Source organism: Pseudarthrobacter defluvii, from assembly GCF_030323865.1.
GTDB classification, from domain to species: Bacteria; Actinomycetota; Actinomycetes; order Actinomycetales; family Micrococcaceae; genus Arthrobacter; species Arthrobacter sedimenti.
Map to the genome: position 1 here is coordinate 3,996,793 of NZ_CP066362.1, position 16,700 is coordinate 4,013,492.

Sequence of the window (16,700 nt, forward strand, 5' to 3'; positions counted from 1 at the left end):
TTCACCCGTTGACGGGCGGGTGGGCCCGGCGTAGACCTGTTGGTGCCGGGGGCGTCGTTAGTCCGCCAAGCAGAATCGCACCGCCATGAATTACAGCAACCAGCAGTCAACCCGGCAGGAGCCTGCGCCGGTCCCGTCACCGGCCACGCAGCCTGCCTCCGGTCCGCTCACCCGGGAGGAGCTGCAGCTCGCCGCCCGGAACCACTCCATGCCGCTGGAAGCGCTTCGCCGCGACGTCACCCCGCCCGGGCTCCACTACGTGCTGACGCACTTCGACATTCCGGACCTCGACGGTTCGTCCTGGCATCTGCGGATCGGCGGGGCTGTGGAACGTGCGCTGGAACTGGGCATGGCGGCGCTCCGCAGGGACCCTGCCATCACCGTGCCCGTCACCCTCGAGTGCGCCGGGAACGGCCGTTCGCTCCTTGAGCCGCGGCCCCTCAGCCAGCCGTGGGTCCTGGAGGCGGTGGGCACGGCACACTGGACCGGGGTTCCACTGGCCTACCTCCTTGGCAAGGCGGGCGTGCTTCCGGACGCGGTGGAGGTGGTCTTCACCGGGGCCGACGCCGGGGTACAGGGCGGCGTTCCCCAGCGCTACGCGCGCAGCCTGCCGATCCGCGAGGCGCTGCGTCCCGACGTCGTCCTTGCCTACCAAATGAACGGCACCGACTTGCCGCCGCAGCATGGCTACCCGCTACGGCTGGTGGTCCCGGGCTGGTACGGGATGGCCAGCGTCAAGTGGCTGGAGTCCATCGAGGTGGTCAAGACACCGTTCGCTGGCTTCCAGCAGGAGGTCGCCTACCGCTACCAGGACTCCGCGGACGAGGCCGGCACGCCGGTTTCGCGGATCAGGGTACGTTCGTTGATGGTCCCGCCGGGCGTCCCGGACTTCTTCTCCCGGCGTCGGTTCCTGCGCCCCGGCCCGGTCATGCTGGAAGGCAGGGCATGGTCCGGCGAAGGTGCCGTGACCGCCGTCGACGTGGGGATCGACGGCACCTGGTTGCCCGCCCACCTGGACAAGCCGGCGGGCGGCTACGCGTGGCGGCGGTGGACCCTGCCCTGGGTGGCGAACCCCGGCGAGCACGTCCTTTCCTGCCGCGCCACGGACATCACGGGTGCCACCCAGCCCCTGGAGCAGGCCTGGAATTTCCAGGGGCTGGGCAACAACGTGGTGCAGAGGGTGCCCGTGACGGTGGAGTGATGTTGCGGGCCCGGGGCTATACTCGGTGCCAATCATGACCATCCTCCCTTCCTCCCCCGCCAGTGTCCGCATCGATGCGTGGCTGTGGGCCGTCCGCGCGTACAAGACACGGTCTGCCGCCACCGCCGCCTGCCGCGCCGGACATGTGCGCCTGAACGGAAGCCCCTCGAAAGCTTCGGCAACGCTGGTCACGGGCGATACCGTCACCGTCCGCATGCCCGGGTACGAGCGCATCCTCGAGGTGCGGCGGCTCATCGCCAAGCGCGTGGGGGCCGAGGCCGCGTCGCACTGCTTTACCGACCACACTCCGCCGCGGCCAGTCCTTCCCGCGCTCGGACTGCCGCAGCGGGACAGGGGCGCCGGACGCCCCACCAAGAAGGACCGCCGCGAGATGGATCGGCTTCGCGGACCTGCGTGACAGGCGTGCTGCCGGCGTCAGGCGCCGGCTTTGGTGCGTGCCTGCACGAGGTTGGCGAACGGCAACCGACCAAACTTCTCCACGAAGGCAGCATGGTAACCAGCTTCTGCGCCGTTCAGTTGGTCGGCCGGAAGTTCCTTCCATGCAATGGCCAGTGATCCCGCGTCAGCAAGCTGCCAGATAAGCCGCCCGTCCCAGTGGCCGGGCGGCTTGCCTTGCCCAAAGTCAACGAATTCCTGGATTTGGCGCCGAAGCCCGCGGTTACCCTTGCTTCCGGGTCCGGCCTTTCCCAAGTAGAGAACAACGGCGCCGTCCACCCACTCGGCGGCTAACGCGGCCGCGGGGAGGGACGGGTCCTTCTTCTTGAAGACGCCCGCGGTGCTTCTCGGGAGAAAGCGTGGCTGGAAGCCGTCCGGAGCAATCACGGCGACGAGGCCTGTTCCTTGTGGGATCCTCATGGTTTCCAGGGCCTGAATGGGCCTAAAGCCAGCGAAACCCTCGGCCTTCAGGCCCTTCCTGGTGAACTGCATAGTCCATTGAACAGCAGGTCGGGGACCACCGCTGCGTTTGCGTGTTCACCTAGGGGAGCAGTCAGGCCATTCACAGGAACGCCACCTATCCTTGGCCCGTGCCACCCCTTGAGATCCTGATGTCCTCCTGGCAACTCGACTGGGCTGCAACTGCCTTCGTCGTTGTGGCCGGTGTCCTGTACGGGTGGGGAACGGGGTCAGCCGCCCGCCGAGGCCAGGACTGGCCCGTGTGGCGGGCGGTTGCATTCTACGTCCTGGGCCTGGGCTCATTCGTTGTCCTGACCTGTGGGTTCACGGGCGTCTACGGCGCGCAGCAGCGGTGGGCATTCACCATCAAGATTTCCATGCTGCTCTTTGTCGTTCCGCTGCTTATCGGGCTGGGAAAGCCGCTCACCCTTGCCCGGGCAGCGTTGCCGGCCAAGGGAATAGGCACGCTGAACACTGTCCTGGCGAGCCGACCTGTCCGGTTCGTCAGCAACTCCTTCGGTGCACCGCTGCTGGGCCTGGTGCTCTTTTCCACGTTCCTGACTCCCATGTTCTACACACTCCGGACAGATCCCGTGGCCGGCGCACTCCTCACCCTCGGTGTACCGCTGCTTGGCATGCTGATGGCGCTGCCCATCATCGAGGAATCGGACTTCCAGCGGTCCAGCGCGTACCTGACCCTGGAATTCATGTTCGTCTTCATTGAATTGCTAATCGACGCGATCCCCGGAATCCTGCTCAGTCTCAACGGCCAGGTACTCGACCACGTGATGTCAGTGCCCAACCCCCAGTGGTGGTTCAGGGATGCGTTCCAGGATCAGCAGTTTGCGGGAAACCTGCTCTGGTTCATCTGCGAAGTTGTGGACCTGCCACTGATCATCCTCATGTTCGTCCGGTTCTCACGCAGCGATAAGCGGGAAGCAGGAGTCTTCGATGAGCTGACGGACGAACAGCTGAGTGAACTGCACAGGCAGCACCTGCGCGGCCCGCACTAGGTTGGCCAGCTGCAAAAAATTCGGTGTGCGCACCACTCTCGGTGAAAGCGTAGAGTGACATAGGACGCCTGATTCTGGACGCCTTGCTGCTAAGGGAGAAATCGTGACGATTGACTGGGACGAAAAAAAGGCCCTGCTACAGGAACCGAATATCGCGAAGGTAACCCAGCTTTGCGATGAGCTGATGGAAAAGAAGCCCGGTTCCACCGTCCCCTACATCGACCCTGTGCACGACGAAGATGAGTGCAGGATCATCAGCCTCCAAGCCAGCCCCGGCAAGGGCACCGAGTCCGGGTTTGTCTCCCACAACAACGACGACGAAGCGGCCCGCCGCGCTACCCAGATCTACGAGCTCGCTGAGTTGGACCCCCGCTACGTCATGCCTTGGAACGCCTACCCCTGGATCCGCGAAAGCGGCAGCCCCTCGGCCCTGAGTGTCCAGGAAAAGACCGACGGGCTCCGCCCGTTCAGGCAGTTCCTTAAGATCAACTCCCGCGTTTCGGCCATCATCGCGCACGGTACGGATGCGTCCACGTTCCTGACCCTGTTCGAGAAGACCTACCACTCCTCGCTGAAGAACAACGGCATCAAAATCTACAAGGCCACTGCCCTTGGCGGCAGGGCCTTTGCTGTTTCTGAGGCCAAGCAGGAAGAGCTCCTGGCCAAGAACGTGGAGACCTACCGGGACGCGATGCAGCGGGCCGGCATCCAGCACCTCTAGGGCGCGCTTCCCCGGGTGCACCGAAAACTGCGCATTCCTTGATCCACCCTTGATGAATCCTTGCTTTTCCATCTCCAGCATTAGTGGAGTAAACACTCAGGATTCTCCGAGGTAGAGCGCTCGATCGGCCTCGTCTCCTGCTGCAGTTGGGGGAATTTGGCATGAAAAAACTCATAATCGCTTCACTGGCAGCCACTGGCCTGGTCGCAGGATCATTTGCTGCAGGTGCAGCTGCCAACGCTGGTACCGGCACCGTTGTCCGCGTGGTCGACGGGGACACTCTGGTGGTTTCCATCAACAACGGCGACCACACCATCCGACTGTTGAACATCGACACTCCTGAGACCAAGGACCCAAACCAACCGGTCGAGTGCCTCGGTCCGGAGGCCTCAAAGTACCTTGAGGGCCTACTGCCGAAGGGGACCCAGGTCAGACTCGAGTTCGACGCCGAGCGCCACGACAAGTACGGCAGGACTCTCGCGGGAGTCTTCACAGCCGACGGGTCTCTGGTCAACGCCAAAATCGCGCAGCAGGGACTGGGAATTCCAGTCGAGTACGGCGGCAACAGGAAGTTCCTGCCGCCCGTGCAGGCAGCCTACGAAGAGGCCAGGGCTGCCAAGAGTGGGCTCTTCTCCGAGAGCATCGGGTGCACACTTCCTGCGCAGTTGGCTGAGACAACGAAGGGCCTCGAGACGGCCACCGAGGCATCACCGGCAACCACTTCTGCCGCGGCAGGTGCGGCAGCGGGCGTCCTCGCGAGCAAAGTGGCAGCGGCGAAGGCACTCCGAAAGGTCCTGAATGGGGACAAAGTAACTGAGCGGGCCCTATTGTGGGCCGGACTTTCCACTGCCGTGCTCGCGAAACATGTGTCCAACCTGGACAAGAAGATCACTGCCGCGGAGAAGAAGGCAGAAGACACGAAAACGCTAAAAGCGACCTTGGAAGCAACGGAAAAAAGAGCCGAGGAAGAGCGCAAAGCGGCTGAAGCCAGGGCGGTGGCCGAACGCAAAGCAGCAGAGGAGCGCGCTGCGGCAGAAAAGAAAGCAGCAGAGGAGAGCGCTGCGGCGGAAAAGAAGGCAGCAGACGAGGCTGCTGCGGCAGCGGCGAAAGCTGCAGCCGATGAAGCAGCCCGGAACGCCGCAGCTGAGGCTGAACGTCTACGCAATCTGCCTGCACCAGCACCAAACCCGGCGCCTTACGTTGCGCCGGCCCCGCAACCGTACGTTCCGCCTGCCCCCTCAACTAAATACACCGGCCCGCGCTGCTACGCTCCCGGCGGCAAGACCTGGCGGCCGTGCTGACCGTCCTGTGGCCAACTGTCAGGGATTTTTCAGGAGCACGAGCGCATACTCGTAGGTACTCTGACCGGCTAAAGAACCGAGTTGAGCCTCCGCAGGCTTAAAGTTGGTTCCATGACGGGCTTTATCGACGGACTCCTGAACGTCAGCCCGATCGTGGCGTACATAGCCGTCTTCTGCCTGGTCTTCGCCGAAGACGCCATATTCGTCGGTTTCGTGATCCCGGGTGAGACGGCGGCCGTCCTCGGCGGGGTGGTGGCCAGCCGCGGCGAGGTGCAACTGGAAACCATGATGGCCCTGGTGGCGTTAGCCGCCATCATCGGTGACAGCGTGGGCTACGAAGTGGGCAAGCACCTGGGGACCCGGCTCATGAAAACAAAAGTGCTGGCGCGGCACACGCGCAAGCTGCAAAACGCGCAGGAATTCCTCCGGCGCAAGGGCGGTTCCGCAGTGTTCCTGGGCCGCTTCACCGCCTTCCTGCGTGCCGTCATGCCTGCCCTGGCCGGCACATCCCGGATGCCGTATGGCCGGTTCCTTGCCTACAACGCTGCGGGCGGCATCGTTTGGGGTATCGGCTTCGTCCTGCTGGGCTTCCTCGCCGGCAATTCCTACGAGGCCGTAGCCCAGGCAGTGGGCCGGGACCTCGCCGTCGTCATCGCAGCAGTTGCCGTGGCTGCACTCATCGCCTGGCACCTTCGCTCACGACGGCGGCAGCAACGGCGGCGCGCGGCAGGCCAACGCCAGGACTAGGGAGGGTTTGACACCCTTTGTGACCCGTGCCATATTTAAAGCGTGAACCTGTCAGACAGCCGGACAGCAGGACAGCCTGTAGTCCGCCCCCTTGCCCGGCTGAGCGCCGCCGAGGCGGTGTTCAACACCATCCGTGAGGACATCGAATCCGGCATCATCCCGGTGGGCAGCAAGCTGAGCTCGGAGGCCACCCTTTCGCAGCAGTATGGAGTCAGCCGCTCGGTGATCCGGGAAGCCCTCCGCTCCTGCACCGCCCTGGGGCTGACGGTCACCAGGACCGGCAAGGGCACGTTCGTCGTCGCCAGCAAGGTGGCCAACGACCTCACCCTGGGGCAGTACTCGGCACGCGACCTGACGGAAGCGCGCCCGCACATTGAAGTCCCGGCCGCTGGACTTGCTGCTGAGCGGCGCACCGCAGAGGAACTGGAAATCCTCCGCGGGATTGTCGCCGCAATGGCCGTGGAAACCGATCCCGAATCCTGGGTGGCTCTGGATTCCAGCTTCCACGCCACCATCGCCCGCGCCAGCGGCAACAAAGTGTTCGCAAGCGTCGTGGCCGACATCCGGGACGCCCTGGCACACCAGTCCGAGACACTGAACATGGTGGCCGACCGCCAGCACGCCTCCGACGTCGAGCACCAGCAGATCCTTGCCGCCATCGAGTCCGGCTCCGCGGAGAAGGCCCGCGCCGCCATGGCCCACCACCTGGAAGCCGTGGGCGTGGCCCTGGACTTCATCCTCAATAGCTAGCCAGATTCAACCAACCCTTCCAAGGAACCCATGCCCTCCCCCGTGTTTTCTGCTGCCCACACTGCTGCCCCGGCCGACCTGGCCCTGCCGCAGCACACCCCGCTGGTTGCCGCCGTCCGTGACGGCCTGGCGGAGAGCATCCATTATGGCTCCGCCGTAGCCCTTGGCGCTGATGGTTCAGTGGCGGCGACTGCGGGCGATCCGTTTGCACCCTTCTACCCGCGCTCTGCGCTCAAGCCCCTGCAGGCTGTGGCCATGGTCCGCGCCGGACTTGAACTCCCGGCCGACCTCCTGGCCCTGGCCGCTGCAAGCCATTCGGGTGCGTCCGCACACCGGGACGGCGCCCTGCGCATCCTCGAACTGCACGGGCTCGCCCCCATGGACCTGGAAAACAGCACTGACCTGCCGTACGGCACGGCGGAGCGGGAGGACTGGCTCCGCACCGGGGGCAGCGCCACGCAGATCACCCAGAACTGCTCGGGGAAGCACGCCGCCATGGTGGCCACCTGCAAGATCAACGGTTGGCCCGTGCGGGGCTACCTGGACCCGTCCCACCCGCTGCAGCAGCTCGTGGCGGAAACAGTTATTGACCTGACCGGTGAGGAGCCGGCAGCCCTGAGCACCGATGGCTGCGGCACCCCGCTGTTCGCCCTGACGCTGGGGGGCATGGCCCGTGCCTTCGGCCGGATCGCCCAGGCGGCCGCGGCCTCCTTGGAAGGAAGCAACGACGACGTCAGCCCGGAAGCCGCGGTCGGGCTCGCCATGCAGCAGCACCCGGAGATGGTGGCCGGGGAAGGCCGCGACGTCACCGCGCTGATGCGCCTGGTCCCCGGGGCCGTGGCCAAAGACGGCTTTGAGGGCGTACAGCTCGTCGGCCTGCCGGACGGCAGCGCCGTGGCCGTGAAGATTTCCGACGGCGGCGACCGCGCCCGGATGCCCGCCACCGTCCGCCTGCTGGAGGTGCTGGGAGTGGATGCCGGGCCGCTCGCCGGCATCGCCACATCCCCCGTGCTGGGCGGCGGCCACCCTGTGGGCCAGCTCCTGGCCACCGACTTCCTGAACATGAACCAGTCCACGCCCGACAACGAAGCCCTGTGAGGACAACCATGACCATCACCGATACCGCGGCGGAAGCCACCACCTCCGCCCCGACCAGGTCGGAGCACGACCTGCTCGGCGACCGGGACGTCCCGGCCCACGCGTACTGGGGCGTGCACACGCTCCGCGCCGTGGAAAACTTCCCCATCACCGGCCAGAAGCTGTCCTCCAACATGCACCTGGTCCGCGGGCTTGCCGCGGTCAAGCTGGCCGCCGCCCGCACCAACCGTGAGCTCGGCCTGCTGGACGACGAACGCGCCGACGCAATCGGGCAGGCATGCCAGGACGTCATGGACGGCAAGCTTGCCGACCAGTTCGTGGTGGACGTGGTCCAGGGCGGTGCCGGGACGTCGTCGAACATGAATGCCAACGAGGTCATCGCCAACCGCGCCCTGGAAATCCTGGGCCACCCCAAGGGCGACTACGCGCGGCTGCACCCGAACGACCACGTGAACCTCAGCCAGTCCACGAACGATGTGTATCCCACTGCCGTCAAGCTGGGCACAATCTTCGCCGCCCGCGAGCTGCTGGCAGCACTCGAGGAACTCGAGGATGCCTGCGCCGCCAAGGCCATGGAGTTCCGCACTGTGGTGAAGATGGGCCGCACCCAGCTGCAGGACGCCGTGCCAATGACCTTGGGGCAGGAGTTCGGCAGCTACGCCGTCACCATCGGCGAGGACCGGCTGCGCCTGGCGGAGGCCGAGCTGCTGATCCACGAGATCAACCTCGGCGCCACCGCCATCGGCACCGGCCTGAACGCCCCGGCCGGCTACGCCGCAGCAGCCTGCCGGCACCTGGCGGAGATCACCGGACTCCCGCTGGTGACCGCCGTCGACCTCATCGAAGCCACCCAGGACGTAGGGGCCTTTGTGCACTTGTCCGGCGTGCTGAAGCGCGTTGCGGTCAAGCTGTCCAAGATCTGCAACGACCTGCGTCTGCTCTCCTCCGGCCCGCGCGCCGGCTTCGGCGAGATCAACCTGCCCGCCGTGCAGTCCGGATCCTCGATCATGCCCGGCAAGATCAACCCGGTCATCCCGGAAGTTGTCTCCCAGGTGGCCTACGAGGTGATCGGCAACGACGTCACCATCACCATGGCCGCCGAAGCCGGGCAGTTGCAGCTCAACGCCTTCGAACCGGTCATCGTCCACAGCCTCCACAAGAGCATCTCCCACCTGGAAGCAGCCTGCCGCACCCTTACGGCCCGCTGCATCCGGGGAATCACCGCCAACACCGAGCACCTGCGCCGCACCGTGGAGCAGTCCATCGGCCTGGTCACCGCATTGAATCCCCACCTCGGCTACGCCACCGCCACCGCCATCGCGCAGGAAGCACTTGCCACCGGCAAGGGTGTAGCGGAACTCGTCCTGGAACACGGGCTCCTTACCGATGCCCAGCTCCAGGAACTCCTCAGCCCCGAACGCCTGGCCAACCTCAGCAAGTAATCCCCACCTGCTCCCTCGCCTCGCAAGCTCGGCCAGGGAACCCGGCAGGCGTGGGCCCACCCAACCACCTCCTCCGTTTGTAAGGACATCCCCAATGGCAAACACCCCACTTCCAGACCACCTGATTGATGGTGGCCACGCGCATGCCACCGAAACCTCCCTGCACGCGGAGGACAAGGGCTACCACAAGAACCTCAAGCCGCGGCAGATCCAGATGATCGCGATCGGCGGTGCGATTGGTACAGGCCTGTTCCTGGGCGCCGGCGGCCGGCTGAACGCCGCGGGCCCGTCCCTGGTCATCGCGTACGCGGTGTGCGGCTTCTTCGCGTTCCTGATCCTGCGCGCCCTGGGCGAGCTGGTCCTGCACCGCCCGTCCTCGGGTTCGTTCGTTTCCTACGCCCGTGAGTTCTTCGGCGAGAAGGCAGCGTTCGTCTCCGGCTGGTTCTACTGGATCAACTGGGCCACCACCACCATCGTGGACATCACCGCCGCCGCCCTCTACATGCACTTCTTCGGCAACTACATCCCCTGGATGGCCGACGTCCCGCAGTGGGTCTGGGCGCTGACCGCCCTCGTCGTGGTCCTGGCCCTGAACCTGGTCTCCGTGAAGGTCTTCGGCGAAATGGAATTCTGGTTCGCCCTGATCAAGGTCGCCGCCCTGGTCGCCTTCCTCATCATCGGCACCTACTTCGTCATCTTCGGCACCCCCGTGGACGGCCAGCAGGTAGGCATCAACCTCCTGTCCGACAACGGCGGGATCTTCCCCAACGGCCTGCTGCCCATGATCATCCTCATGCAGGGCGTCCTGTTCGCTTACGCCTCCATTGAACTGGTGGGCACCGCCGCCGGCGAAACCGAAAACCCCGAAAAGATCATGCCCAAGGCCATCAACTCCGTGGTCTTCCGCATCGCCGTGTTCTACGTCGGCTCCGTGATCCTGCTGGCCCTGCTGCTGCCCTTCACCTCCTACCAAAAGGGCGTCAGCCCCTTCGTGACGTTCTTCGGCTCCATCGGAGTCCAGGGCGTGGACGTGATCATGAACCTGGTGGTCCTCACCGCCGCCCTGTCCTCGCTGAACGCCGGCCTCTACTCCACCGGCCGGATCCTGCGCTCCATGTCCGTCAACGGCTCGGCCCCCAAGTTCGCCTCGCGCATGAACAAGGCCGGCGTCCCCTACGGCGGCATCGCCATCACCGCCGTCGTCTCCCTGCTCGGTGTTCCGCTGAACTACCTGGTCCCCGCCGAAGCCTTCGAAATCGTGCTGAACATCGCCTCCGTGGGCATCATCATGACCTGGGCCACCATCGTGCTGTGCCAGATCCAGCTCAAGCGCTGGGCCGACAAGGGCTGGGTGGAACGCCCCTCCTTCCGGATGTTCGGCGCCCCCTACACCGGCTACCTCTCCCTGCTCTTCCTGGTGGGCGTCCTCATCATGGTCTTTATCGACTCACCGTTCACCATGCTGGTCACCGCGATCGCCTCCGTCCTCATGGTCATCGGCTGGTACGCCTGCCGGCACCGGATCCGCGAAATCGCCGAAACCCGTGAAGGCTTCACCGGCATGTCCCCGGTGGTCGCCAACGCACCGGCTGACACCTTCAAGAAGTAACCGCGCCTCAAACGTCCGACGGCGGCACCTGGGTTCTGGAAGTCCGGAACGCGGGTGCCGCCGTCGGGGTTTTAAGAGTGGCTCAGCCCGTCACTTGGACGGCTTGACCACCATGGCCGATCCGCCGCCGCGCCTGACCGGCTCCGCGGCGGCCAGGACGCGCCCGTCCCCAAGGAACTCGATGGCGGTGGCTGCGCCGATTTCAGAGGCAGATGTGAACGAGTCACCCGACGGTGTCAGCTTGTGGCCAAAGCGGGACGTCAGGGCCGGGCCGTACTTGTCGATGAAGGCCGGTTCGGCAGTGACGCTGGCCGTGTTCCGCTGGGACGCGCGGGGAGCCGCAATGGCGTCAGGGGTGCTCATGCCCAGGTCGATGCGGTTGACGATGGTCTGCAGGACCGTGGTGATGATGGTGGATCCGCCCGGGGAACCCAGGGCCAGGAACGGCTTGCCGTCCTCCAAAAGGATGGTGGGCGACATGGAGGAACGCGGCCGCTTGCCCGGCTCGATCCGGTTGGGGTCCGTGGCGCTGTAGACCGTGGAGAAGTCCGTGAGCTCGTTGTTGAGCAGGAATCCGCGGCCGGGGACCACCATGCCGGAGCCGCCGGTCTGCTCAATGGTCAGCGTGTATTCCACCACATTGCCCCACTTGTCCGAGACGGTCATGTTGGTGGTGGAGATGTTCTCCGTGTCCTTCTCGTCGGCGAGCGCCGCCGGTGCCGCCGGGCAGGTGCCGTCGTAGTTGGCCACATCGCCGGGCTGGACGGGCTTGGCTGCTGCATGGTTGGGGTCGAGTTCGCAGGCCCGTTCCTTGCCGAAGATGGGATCGGTCAGCGCCTCGGTGGGCACGTCCACGAAGGCGGGGTCGCCCACATACTTGCCCCGGTCCGCGAACGCCAGGGCGCTGGCCTCGAGGTAGTGGTGCAGCACGGCCGGCCGGTCTGCCTTCAGGCCGGGCAGGTCAAACACATCCAGGATGTTGAGCGACTCCCCAACCGTTGTGCCGCCACTGCTGGAGGGTGCCATGCCATAGACGTCATAGCCGCGGTAGTTCACGTGCGTGGGGTCCTGGTCCACTGCTTCGTAGTTGGCCAGGTCCTCCGCAGTCATGGAACCCACCGGGACCGGGAGGGTGGTGTCCGGGGATTTCGGCGGGCTCTGCACCGTCTTGGCAATCTCCTCGGCGAGCGGTCCGGTGTAGAACGCGCTCATGCCGTCCTTGGCCAGCATGCGATAGGTGGCCGCGAGGTCGTGGTTCTGGAAGATCGAGCCGACCTCAGGCAGCTTGCCGTCTTTCAGGTACAGGTCCTTGGTGGAGGTGAACGCCTCGAACCGCTTTTGATTGTCCTGCGTCTGGTTGCGGAAGGTCTCATCCACCACGAAGCCGCGGTCTGCAACCTTGATGGCAGGTTTCAGGGCGTCCTTCAGGCTGAGCGTGCCCCAGCGATCCAGTGCCCGCTCCCACGTGGCCGGCGTGCCGGGGACACCTACCGAGACTCCGCTCGTGACAAGCTCCGGGGTGAACGGGTAAGGCTTGCCGGTGGCTGGATCAATAAACGCATCCTGCTTGATCCCGGCCGGTGCCGTTTCCCGCCCGTCAATGGTGCTGACCTTCCCGGACTTCGCGTCGTAATAGACGAAATAGCCGCCACCGCCGATCCCGGCACTGTACGGCTCGGTGACGCCAAGGGTGGCTGCCGCGGCAACGGCGGCGTCCACCGCGTTTCCACCCTTGCTGAGGACTTCGATGGCCGCCGCTGACGCATCCGGGTCCACCGTGCTGACAGCGCCGCCATAGCCGGTGGCCGTGGGGTTCTTGTCGGTCTGCCGGGGATCGGCGGACGCGGGGCTGATGGCCCCGGTGGTGACGCTCATTGCCAGCGCGGCAGTAACAGCTGCGAGCCGGCGTCCGAGATGTGGCATGGTGGCTCCTACGTGGGGTTCGAGTGATGTGGGCCACGCTACTCTTCGGGTAGGACACTCTCAACGACTCCGGATGGGAAGGGCACCATGGCAGGATCCAAACTCGCAGTAGTGGGCGCCGGGAGCGTCGGCACCTCCCTGGCGTACGCCGCGCTGATCCGCGGCTCGGCCAGCAACATCGCGTTGTTCGATGTCAACGCGCCCAAGGCGGAGGCCGAAGCCCTTGACCTGGCGCACGGCAGCCAGTTCGCCGCAGCCTCGGCGACCGTCACAGGAGGCGGGGATATCGCCGTGACGGAAGGCGCCGACGTCGTGGTCATCACTGCAGGTGCCAAGCAGAATCCCGGCCAAAGCCGCCTGGACCTGGCCGGCACCAACGTGCGGATCCTGGAGCAGCTGATGCCGCCGCTGCTTGAGCGCGCACCGGACGCCGTCTACGTCCTGGTGACCAACCCCTGCGACGTGCTGACGGTGGCCGCCCAGCGAATATCCGGGCTGCCGGTGGAACGGATCTTCTCCTCCGGCACCGTGCTGGATACGTCCCGTTTGCGCTGGCTGCTGGCCCGCCGGGCGGGGGTTTCCGTCACCAGCGTCCACGCCAGCATGGTGGGTGAGCACGGCGACACGGAGTTCCCGTTGTGGTCCGGAGCAACCATTGGGCCGGTCCCCATCCGCGATTGGACCGACGGCGGCGAGCGGATCTTCACGCCCGAATACCTTGCCGCCACCGCCAAGGAGGTGGTGCAGGCGGCCTACAAGGTGATTGCCGGCAAGGGTGCCACGAACTATGCCATCGGGCTGTCCGGTGCCCGGATTGTGGAAGCGCTGCTGCGCGACGACAACGCCGTCCTGCCGGTCTCCACCGTGCTGTCGGGTCTCCACGGGATCTCCGGGGTGGCACTGTCCCTGCCCAGCGTGGTGGGCCGCGGCGGCGTGCACCGCGTCCTGGAAACGCCCATGGACGACGGCGAACTGGCAGCTTTGCGGCATTCCGCGGACACGTTGCGCGCCACCATGGATGCCCTGGGCGTCTGAACCGGCGTCATGCAACGCCGCCGCAACCGTCCGCAGGCCCTGGTTCGCATATGCTCACAGAAGTGCACGCTGAGCAGGCTCAACGACGAACCAAACAGGAGCAACGCATGACCAACTGGCGCATCAGGGATTTCCATTCGGCGGACCTGGACGGGATCCTGCACCTCTGGGAGACGCTCAAGGCCAACAACGTGGAACCTGTCTACGCCCTGTCCGAGGTCCTCGCGTCTTGCGAAAAGGACCATGCGGTGGTGGCGGTGCAGGGCGAGCAGGTGGTGGGCGCCGCCGTCGGACGTGCCGCGCACGACCAGGGCTGGATCGTCTTCCTGGCCACCCTGCCCGAATACCGCGGCAGGGGCATCGGCACCTCGCTGCTGGCCGCCGTCGAAAACCGGATGGCTCCGCACGGCCTGAACAAGCTCTCGGCGCTGATGCCGGAATCCGAAACCCGCGTGGAGGCGTTCCTGGGCCGCGGCTTCGCGCTCAAGAAGAACCTGCGCTACTTCGAACGCACCATCCCGGTGCAGCGGCAGGAGCTCGGCGCCCTGGGCCAGCTGGGCGGGCGTGTCCTGGCCCGCGACCTGTGGGAAAACGTGGCCGGCATGCGCAAGGAAAAGGAACTGCTGGAGCGGCGCCTGGTGCTGCCGCTCGCCGAGGCCGACCTGGCCGATGAGTTCGGCGTGGTGCCGCCGCGCGCCGTCGTCCTCTTCGGTCCGCCCGGCACCGGCAAGACCACCTTCGCCAAGGCCATCGCGTCCCGGCTGGAGTGGCCGTTCGTGGAAGTGTTCCCTTCCCGCCTGGCCGGCGATCCGCAGGGCCTGGCCGGAGCGCTGCGCGAGACCTTCCTGGAGATCGCCGAACTGGAGCACGCAGTGGTGTTCATCGACGAGGTGGAGGAGATCGCCTCCCAGCGTGCAGGGGATCCCCCGTCGCCGCTGCAGGGCGTCACGAACGAACTGCTGAAGATCATCCCCGCGTTCCGGGAACAGCCGGGCCGGCTCCTGGTCTGTGCCACCAACTTCATCCGTGCCCTGGATTCAGCCTTCCTGCGCCACGGCCGGTTCGACTACGTGATCCCCATCGGGCTGCCGGACCGGCAGGCGCGGGAGGCGATGTGGCAGCGGTTCATTCCCGCCACCGTGGTGGACGGGGTGGATGTGGAGCTTTTGGTGGAACGCACGGAGGGATTCTCCCCCGCGGACATCGAGTACGCCGCCCGGAGTGCCTCCCAGCGTGCGCTGGAAAAGGCAGTGTACGACGACGGCGGGCTGGCCTCCGGAGGCGAGGTTTCCGTCCGCGAGGCGGTCAGGAAGGGTCCCTCCACCCAGGACTACCTCGACGCCATCGGCGATACCCGCACTACAGTGAGCCCGGAAGTGCAGGCGGACTTCCTCGAGGACATTGAGGCGCTGGGGAGGGTCTAGCCGGGACTTTTGCCCCTTTGCCGTGTTTCCCGTGAACGCCAGAGTGGGAGGCATGGCAAAGATCCTGATTCCCTATGGGACTACAGAGGGACAGACCGCGCGGATCGCTGAGTACATCTCCGATGTCCTGCAGGCGCGTGGCCATGGGGCCGACACCCTTGACCTCAAGCACGCAGACCATGACCTGCCGGAAGGCTACGACGGTGTCATCGTGGGCGCTTCTATCCACGCCGGAAAGCACGAGGGGTTCGTAGCGGATTTTGTCCGCAGGAACCGTGCCGCCCTGGAACACCTGCACGCTGCCCTGTTTTCCGTCAGCCTCTCCGCCCACGCGGACCCAGAGGAGGCACAGAAGTATGTGTCGGAGTTCGAAGACGCCACCGGCTGGCATCCTTCGACAGTGGCCGTATTTGGCGGGGCGCTCCTTTATACCCAATACGGGTTCCTGAAGCGGATGATGATGAAGAAGATCGTCAGCAGCCAGGGCAGTGCGGACACGGACACCGGCCGCGACTACATTTACACAGAGTGGGACGGGGTCCGGCGGTTTGCGGAGGAGTTCGTGGCTGCTTTGGAGCGGAATCCCGCACCGGAATAGTCAGCTCCCGGGCCAGACCCAGGGCTCCCTGGGCAACCCTGCCGGGTCAAATGCACCCAGGGCGTGGTCAAGGTTCCCCGCTGGCAACCGCAGCGAAGCCAGCAGCCGGTCCCGCACCCCCTCGACGGGCACCCCTTCCTGCGCGAGGTCCGCGAGCGTCACTGCGCCATCGCGCTTGGCCAGCCTGGCGCCGGCGTGGTTCACCACCAACGGAACGTGGGCATATTCCGGTATGGGAATATTCAAAAGCGAGGCAAGATAGGCCTGCCGGGGAGTAGAGGGAAGCAGGTCATCGCCGCGGACCACCTGGTCTATGCCCTGCTCGGCATCATCCACCACCACTGCGAGGTTATATGCCGTCACACCGTCGTTGCGGCGCAGCACGAAGTCATCCACTGCCCCCGTGTATTCGCCGCGGAAAACATCCTGCACCGTGTATTCCGTTACGTCCACCCGCAACCGGATGGCTGCAGGGCGCGTGGACCGCTTGAATTCCAGCTCAGCGCGGTCCAGGTTGCGGCATATTCCAGGGTAGGCACCCTGGGGCGCGTGCGGTGCCGATGGCGCCTCCTGGATCTCGCGGCGTGTGCAGAAGCACTCGTAGGTGAGGCCCGCTTGCTCCAGCCGGGCGATCGCCTTGGCATACAGGTTTCCTCGATCTGTCTGCCGGACGACGTCCCCATCCCACGTCACGCCGATGGCGGCCAGGTCGCGCAACTGCACGGCCTCCGCGCCGGCCCGGGCGCGGTCCAGGTCCTCCACGCGCAGGAGGAACCTGCGCCCGGTGGAACGGGCAAAGAGCCAGGCAAGGATGGCGGTGCGCAGGTTGCCCACGTGCAGTTCACCGGAGGGGCTGGGGGCAAAGCGGCCGGCGGAGGTCATGAACCAACCCTAGACGGAACAACACAAGAGCCCCTCAGCTA

Annotated in this window: 16 protein-coding genes; 13 read left to right on the plus strand and 3 right to left on the minus strand. The window is 65.7% G+C overall.

Features of this window, described 5'->3' with window-relative positions; all coding sequences use genetic code 11:
- The first annotated feature begins 85 nt into the window (after window positions 1-85).
- On the plus strand, window positions 86-1,201 hold the full coding sequence (locus tag JCQ34_RS18545) for a sulfite oxidase (protein ID WP_286400284.1): 1,116 nt from the start codon (window positions 86-88) through the stop codon (window positions 1,199-1,201).
- 34 nt (window positions 1,202-1,235) lie between these two features.
- On the plus strand, window positions 1,236-1,619 hold the full coding sequence (locus tag JCQ34_RS18550) for an RNA-binding S4 domain-containing protein (RefSeq protein WP_286400287.1): 384 nt from the start codon (window positions 1,236-1,238) through the stop codon (window positions 1,617-1,619).
- Window positions 1,620-1,636: 17 nt separating this feature from the next.
- Here JCQ34_RS18550 and JCQ34_RS18555 read toward each other — a convergent pair whose 3' ends face one another.
- On the minus strand, window positions 1,637-2,149 hold the full coding sequence (locus JCQ34_RS18555) for a hypothetical protein (RefSeq protein ID WP_286400289.1): 513 nt from the start codon (window positions 2,147-2,149) through the stop codon (window positions 1,637-1,639).
- Between the two features lie 98 nt (window positions 2,150-2,247).
- Between JCQ34_RS18555 and JCQ34_RS18560 the strand changes: the two genes are divergently transcribed.
- From JCQ34_RS18560 to JCQ34_RS18595, 8 genes are all read left to right on the plus strand, one after another.
- Complete coding sequence (locus JCQ34_RS18560; RefSeq protein ID WP_286400291.1) at window positions 2,248-3,129, plus strand: cytochrome c oxidase assembly protein; 882 nt, start codon at window positions 2,248-2,250, stop codon at window positions 3,127-3,129.
- Window positions 3,130-3,232: 103 nt separating this feature from the next.
- Window positions 3,233-3,850, plus strand: a complete 618-nt coding sequence (locus tag JCQ34_RS18565) for a uracil-DNA glycosylase (RefSeq protein ID WP_286400293.1) — start codon at window positions 3,233-3,235, stop codon at window positions 3,848-3,850.
- Window positions 3,851-4,011: 161 nt separating this feature from the next.
- Window positions 4,012-5,151 (plus strand): thermonuclease family protein, encoded by a 1,140-nt coding sequence (locus JCQ34_RS18570; protein ID WP_286400295.1) that lies wholly within the window; start codon window positions 4,012-4,014, stop codon window positions 5,149-5,151.
- Between the two features lie 111 nt (window positions 5,152-5,262).
- A complete protein-coding gene (locus JCQ34_RS18575; RefSeq protein ID WP_286400297.1) occupies window positions 5,263-5,898 on the plus strand; it encodes a DedA family protein in 636 nt (211 codons plus the stop codon).
- A 42-nt stretch (window positions 5,899-5,940) separates the two neighbouring features.
- A complete protein-coding gene (locus tag JCQ34_RS18580) occupies window positions 5,941-6,648 on the plus strand; it encodes a FadR/GntR family transcriptional regulator (protein WP_286400298.1) in 708 nt (235 codons plus the stop codon).
- Window positions 6,649-6,678: 30 nt separating this feature from the next.
- Window positions 6,679-7,746 carry an asparaginase gene (locus tag JCQ34_RS18585; RefSeq protein ID WP_286400299.1) on the plus strand — a complete coding sequence of 356 codons (1,068 nt, stop codon included), beginning with the start codon at window positions 6,679-6,681 and terminating at the stop codon, window positions 7,744-7,746.
- Window positions 7,747-7,754: 8 nt separating this feature from the next.
- Window positions 7,755-9,188: an aspartate ammonia-lyase gene (locus tag JCQ34_RS18590; RefSeq protein WP_286400300.1), complete on the plus strand. Its 1,434-nt coding sequence runs from the start codon at window positions 7,755-7,757 to the stop codon at window positions 9,186-9,188.
- Between the two features lie 94 nt (window positions 9,189-9,282).
- Window positions 9,283-10,797: an amino acid permease gene (locus JCQ34_RS18595; RefSeq protein ID WP_286400302.1), complete on the plus strand. Its 1,515-nt coding sequence runs from the start codon at window positions 9,283-9,285 to the stop codon at window positions 10,795-10,797.
- 90 nt (window positions 10,798-10,887) lie between these two features.
- Here JCQ34_RS18595 and ggt read toward each other — a convergent pair whose 3' ends face one another.
- Window positions 10,888-12,720 (minus strand): gamma-glutamyltransferase, encoded by a 1,833-nt coding sequence (gene ggt, locus JCQ34_RS18600; RefSeq protein ID WP_286400304.1) that lies wholly within the window; start codon window positions 12,718-12,720, stop codon window positions 10,888-10,890.
- Window positions 12,721-12,807: 87 nt separating this feature from the next.
- Between ggt and JCQ34_RS18605 the strand changes: the two genes are divergently transcribed.
- The 3 genes from JCQ34_RS18605 to JCQ34_RS18615 all read left to right on the plus strand — a co-directional run bounded on the left by JCQ34_RS18605 (window position 12,808) and on the right by JCQ34_RS18615 (window position 15,777).
- On the plus strand, window positions 12,808-13,755 hold the full coding sequence (locus tag JCQ34_RS18605; protein WP_286400307.1) for an L-lactate dehydrogenase: 948 nt from the start codon (window positions 12,808-12,810) through the stop codon (window positions 13,753-13,755).
- Window positions 13,756-13,862: 107 nt separating this feature from the next.
- Entirely contained in the window at window positions 13,863-15,179 is a 1,317-nt protein-coding gene (locus JCQ34_RS18610; protein WP_286400309.1) for an ATP-binding protein, read from the plus strand.
- A 52-nt stretch (window positions 15,180-15,231) separates the two neighbouring features.
- On the plus strand, window positions 15,232-15,777 hold the full coding sequence (locus tag JCQ34_RS18615; RefSeq protein WP_286400311.1) for a flavodoxin domain-containing protein: 546 nt from the start codon (window positions 15,232-15,234) through the stop codon (window positions 15,775-15,777).
- Here JCQ34_RS18615 and gluQRS read toward each other — a convergent pair whose 3' ends face one another.
- Window positions 15,778-16,659, minus strand: coding sequence for a tRNA glutamyl-Q(34) synthetase GluQRS (gluQRS, locus tag JCQ34_RS18620; protein ID WP_286400313.1), 882 nt, complete (start codon window positions 16,657-16,659; stop codon window positions 15,778-15,780). It abuts the gene before it with no gap.
- Window positions 16,660-16,700: the final 41 nt, after the last annotated feature.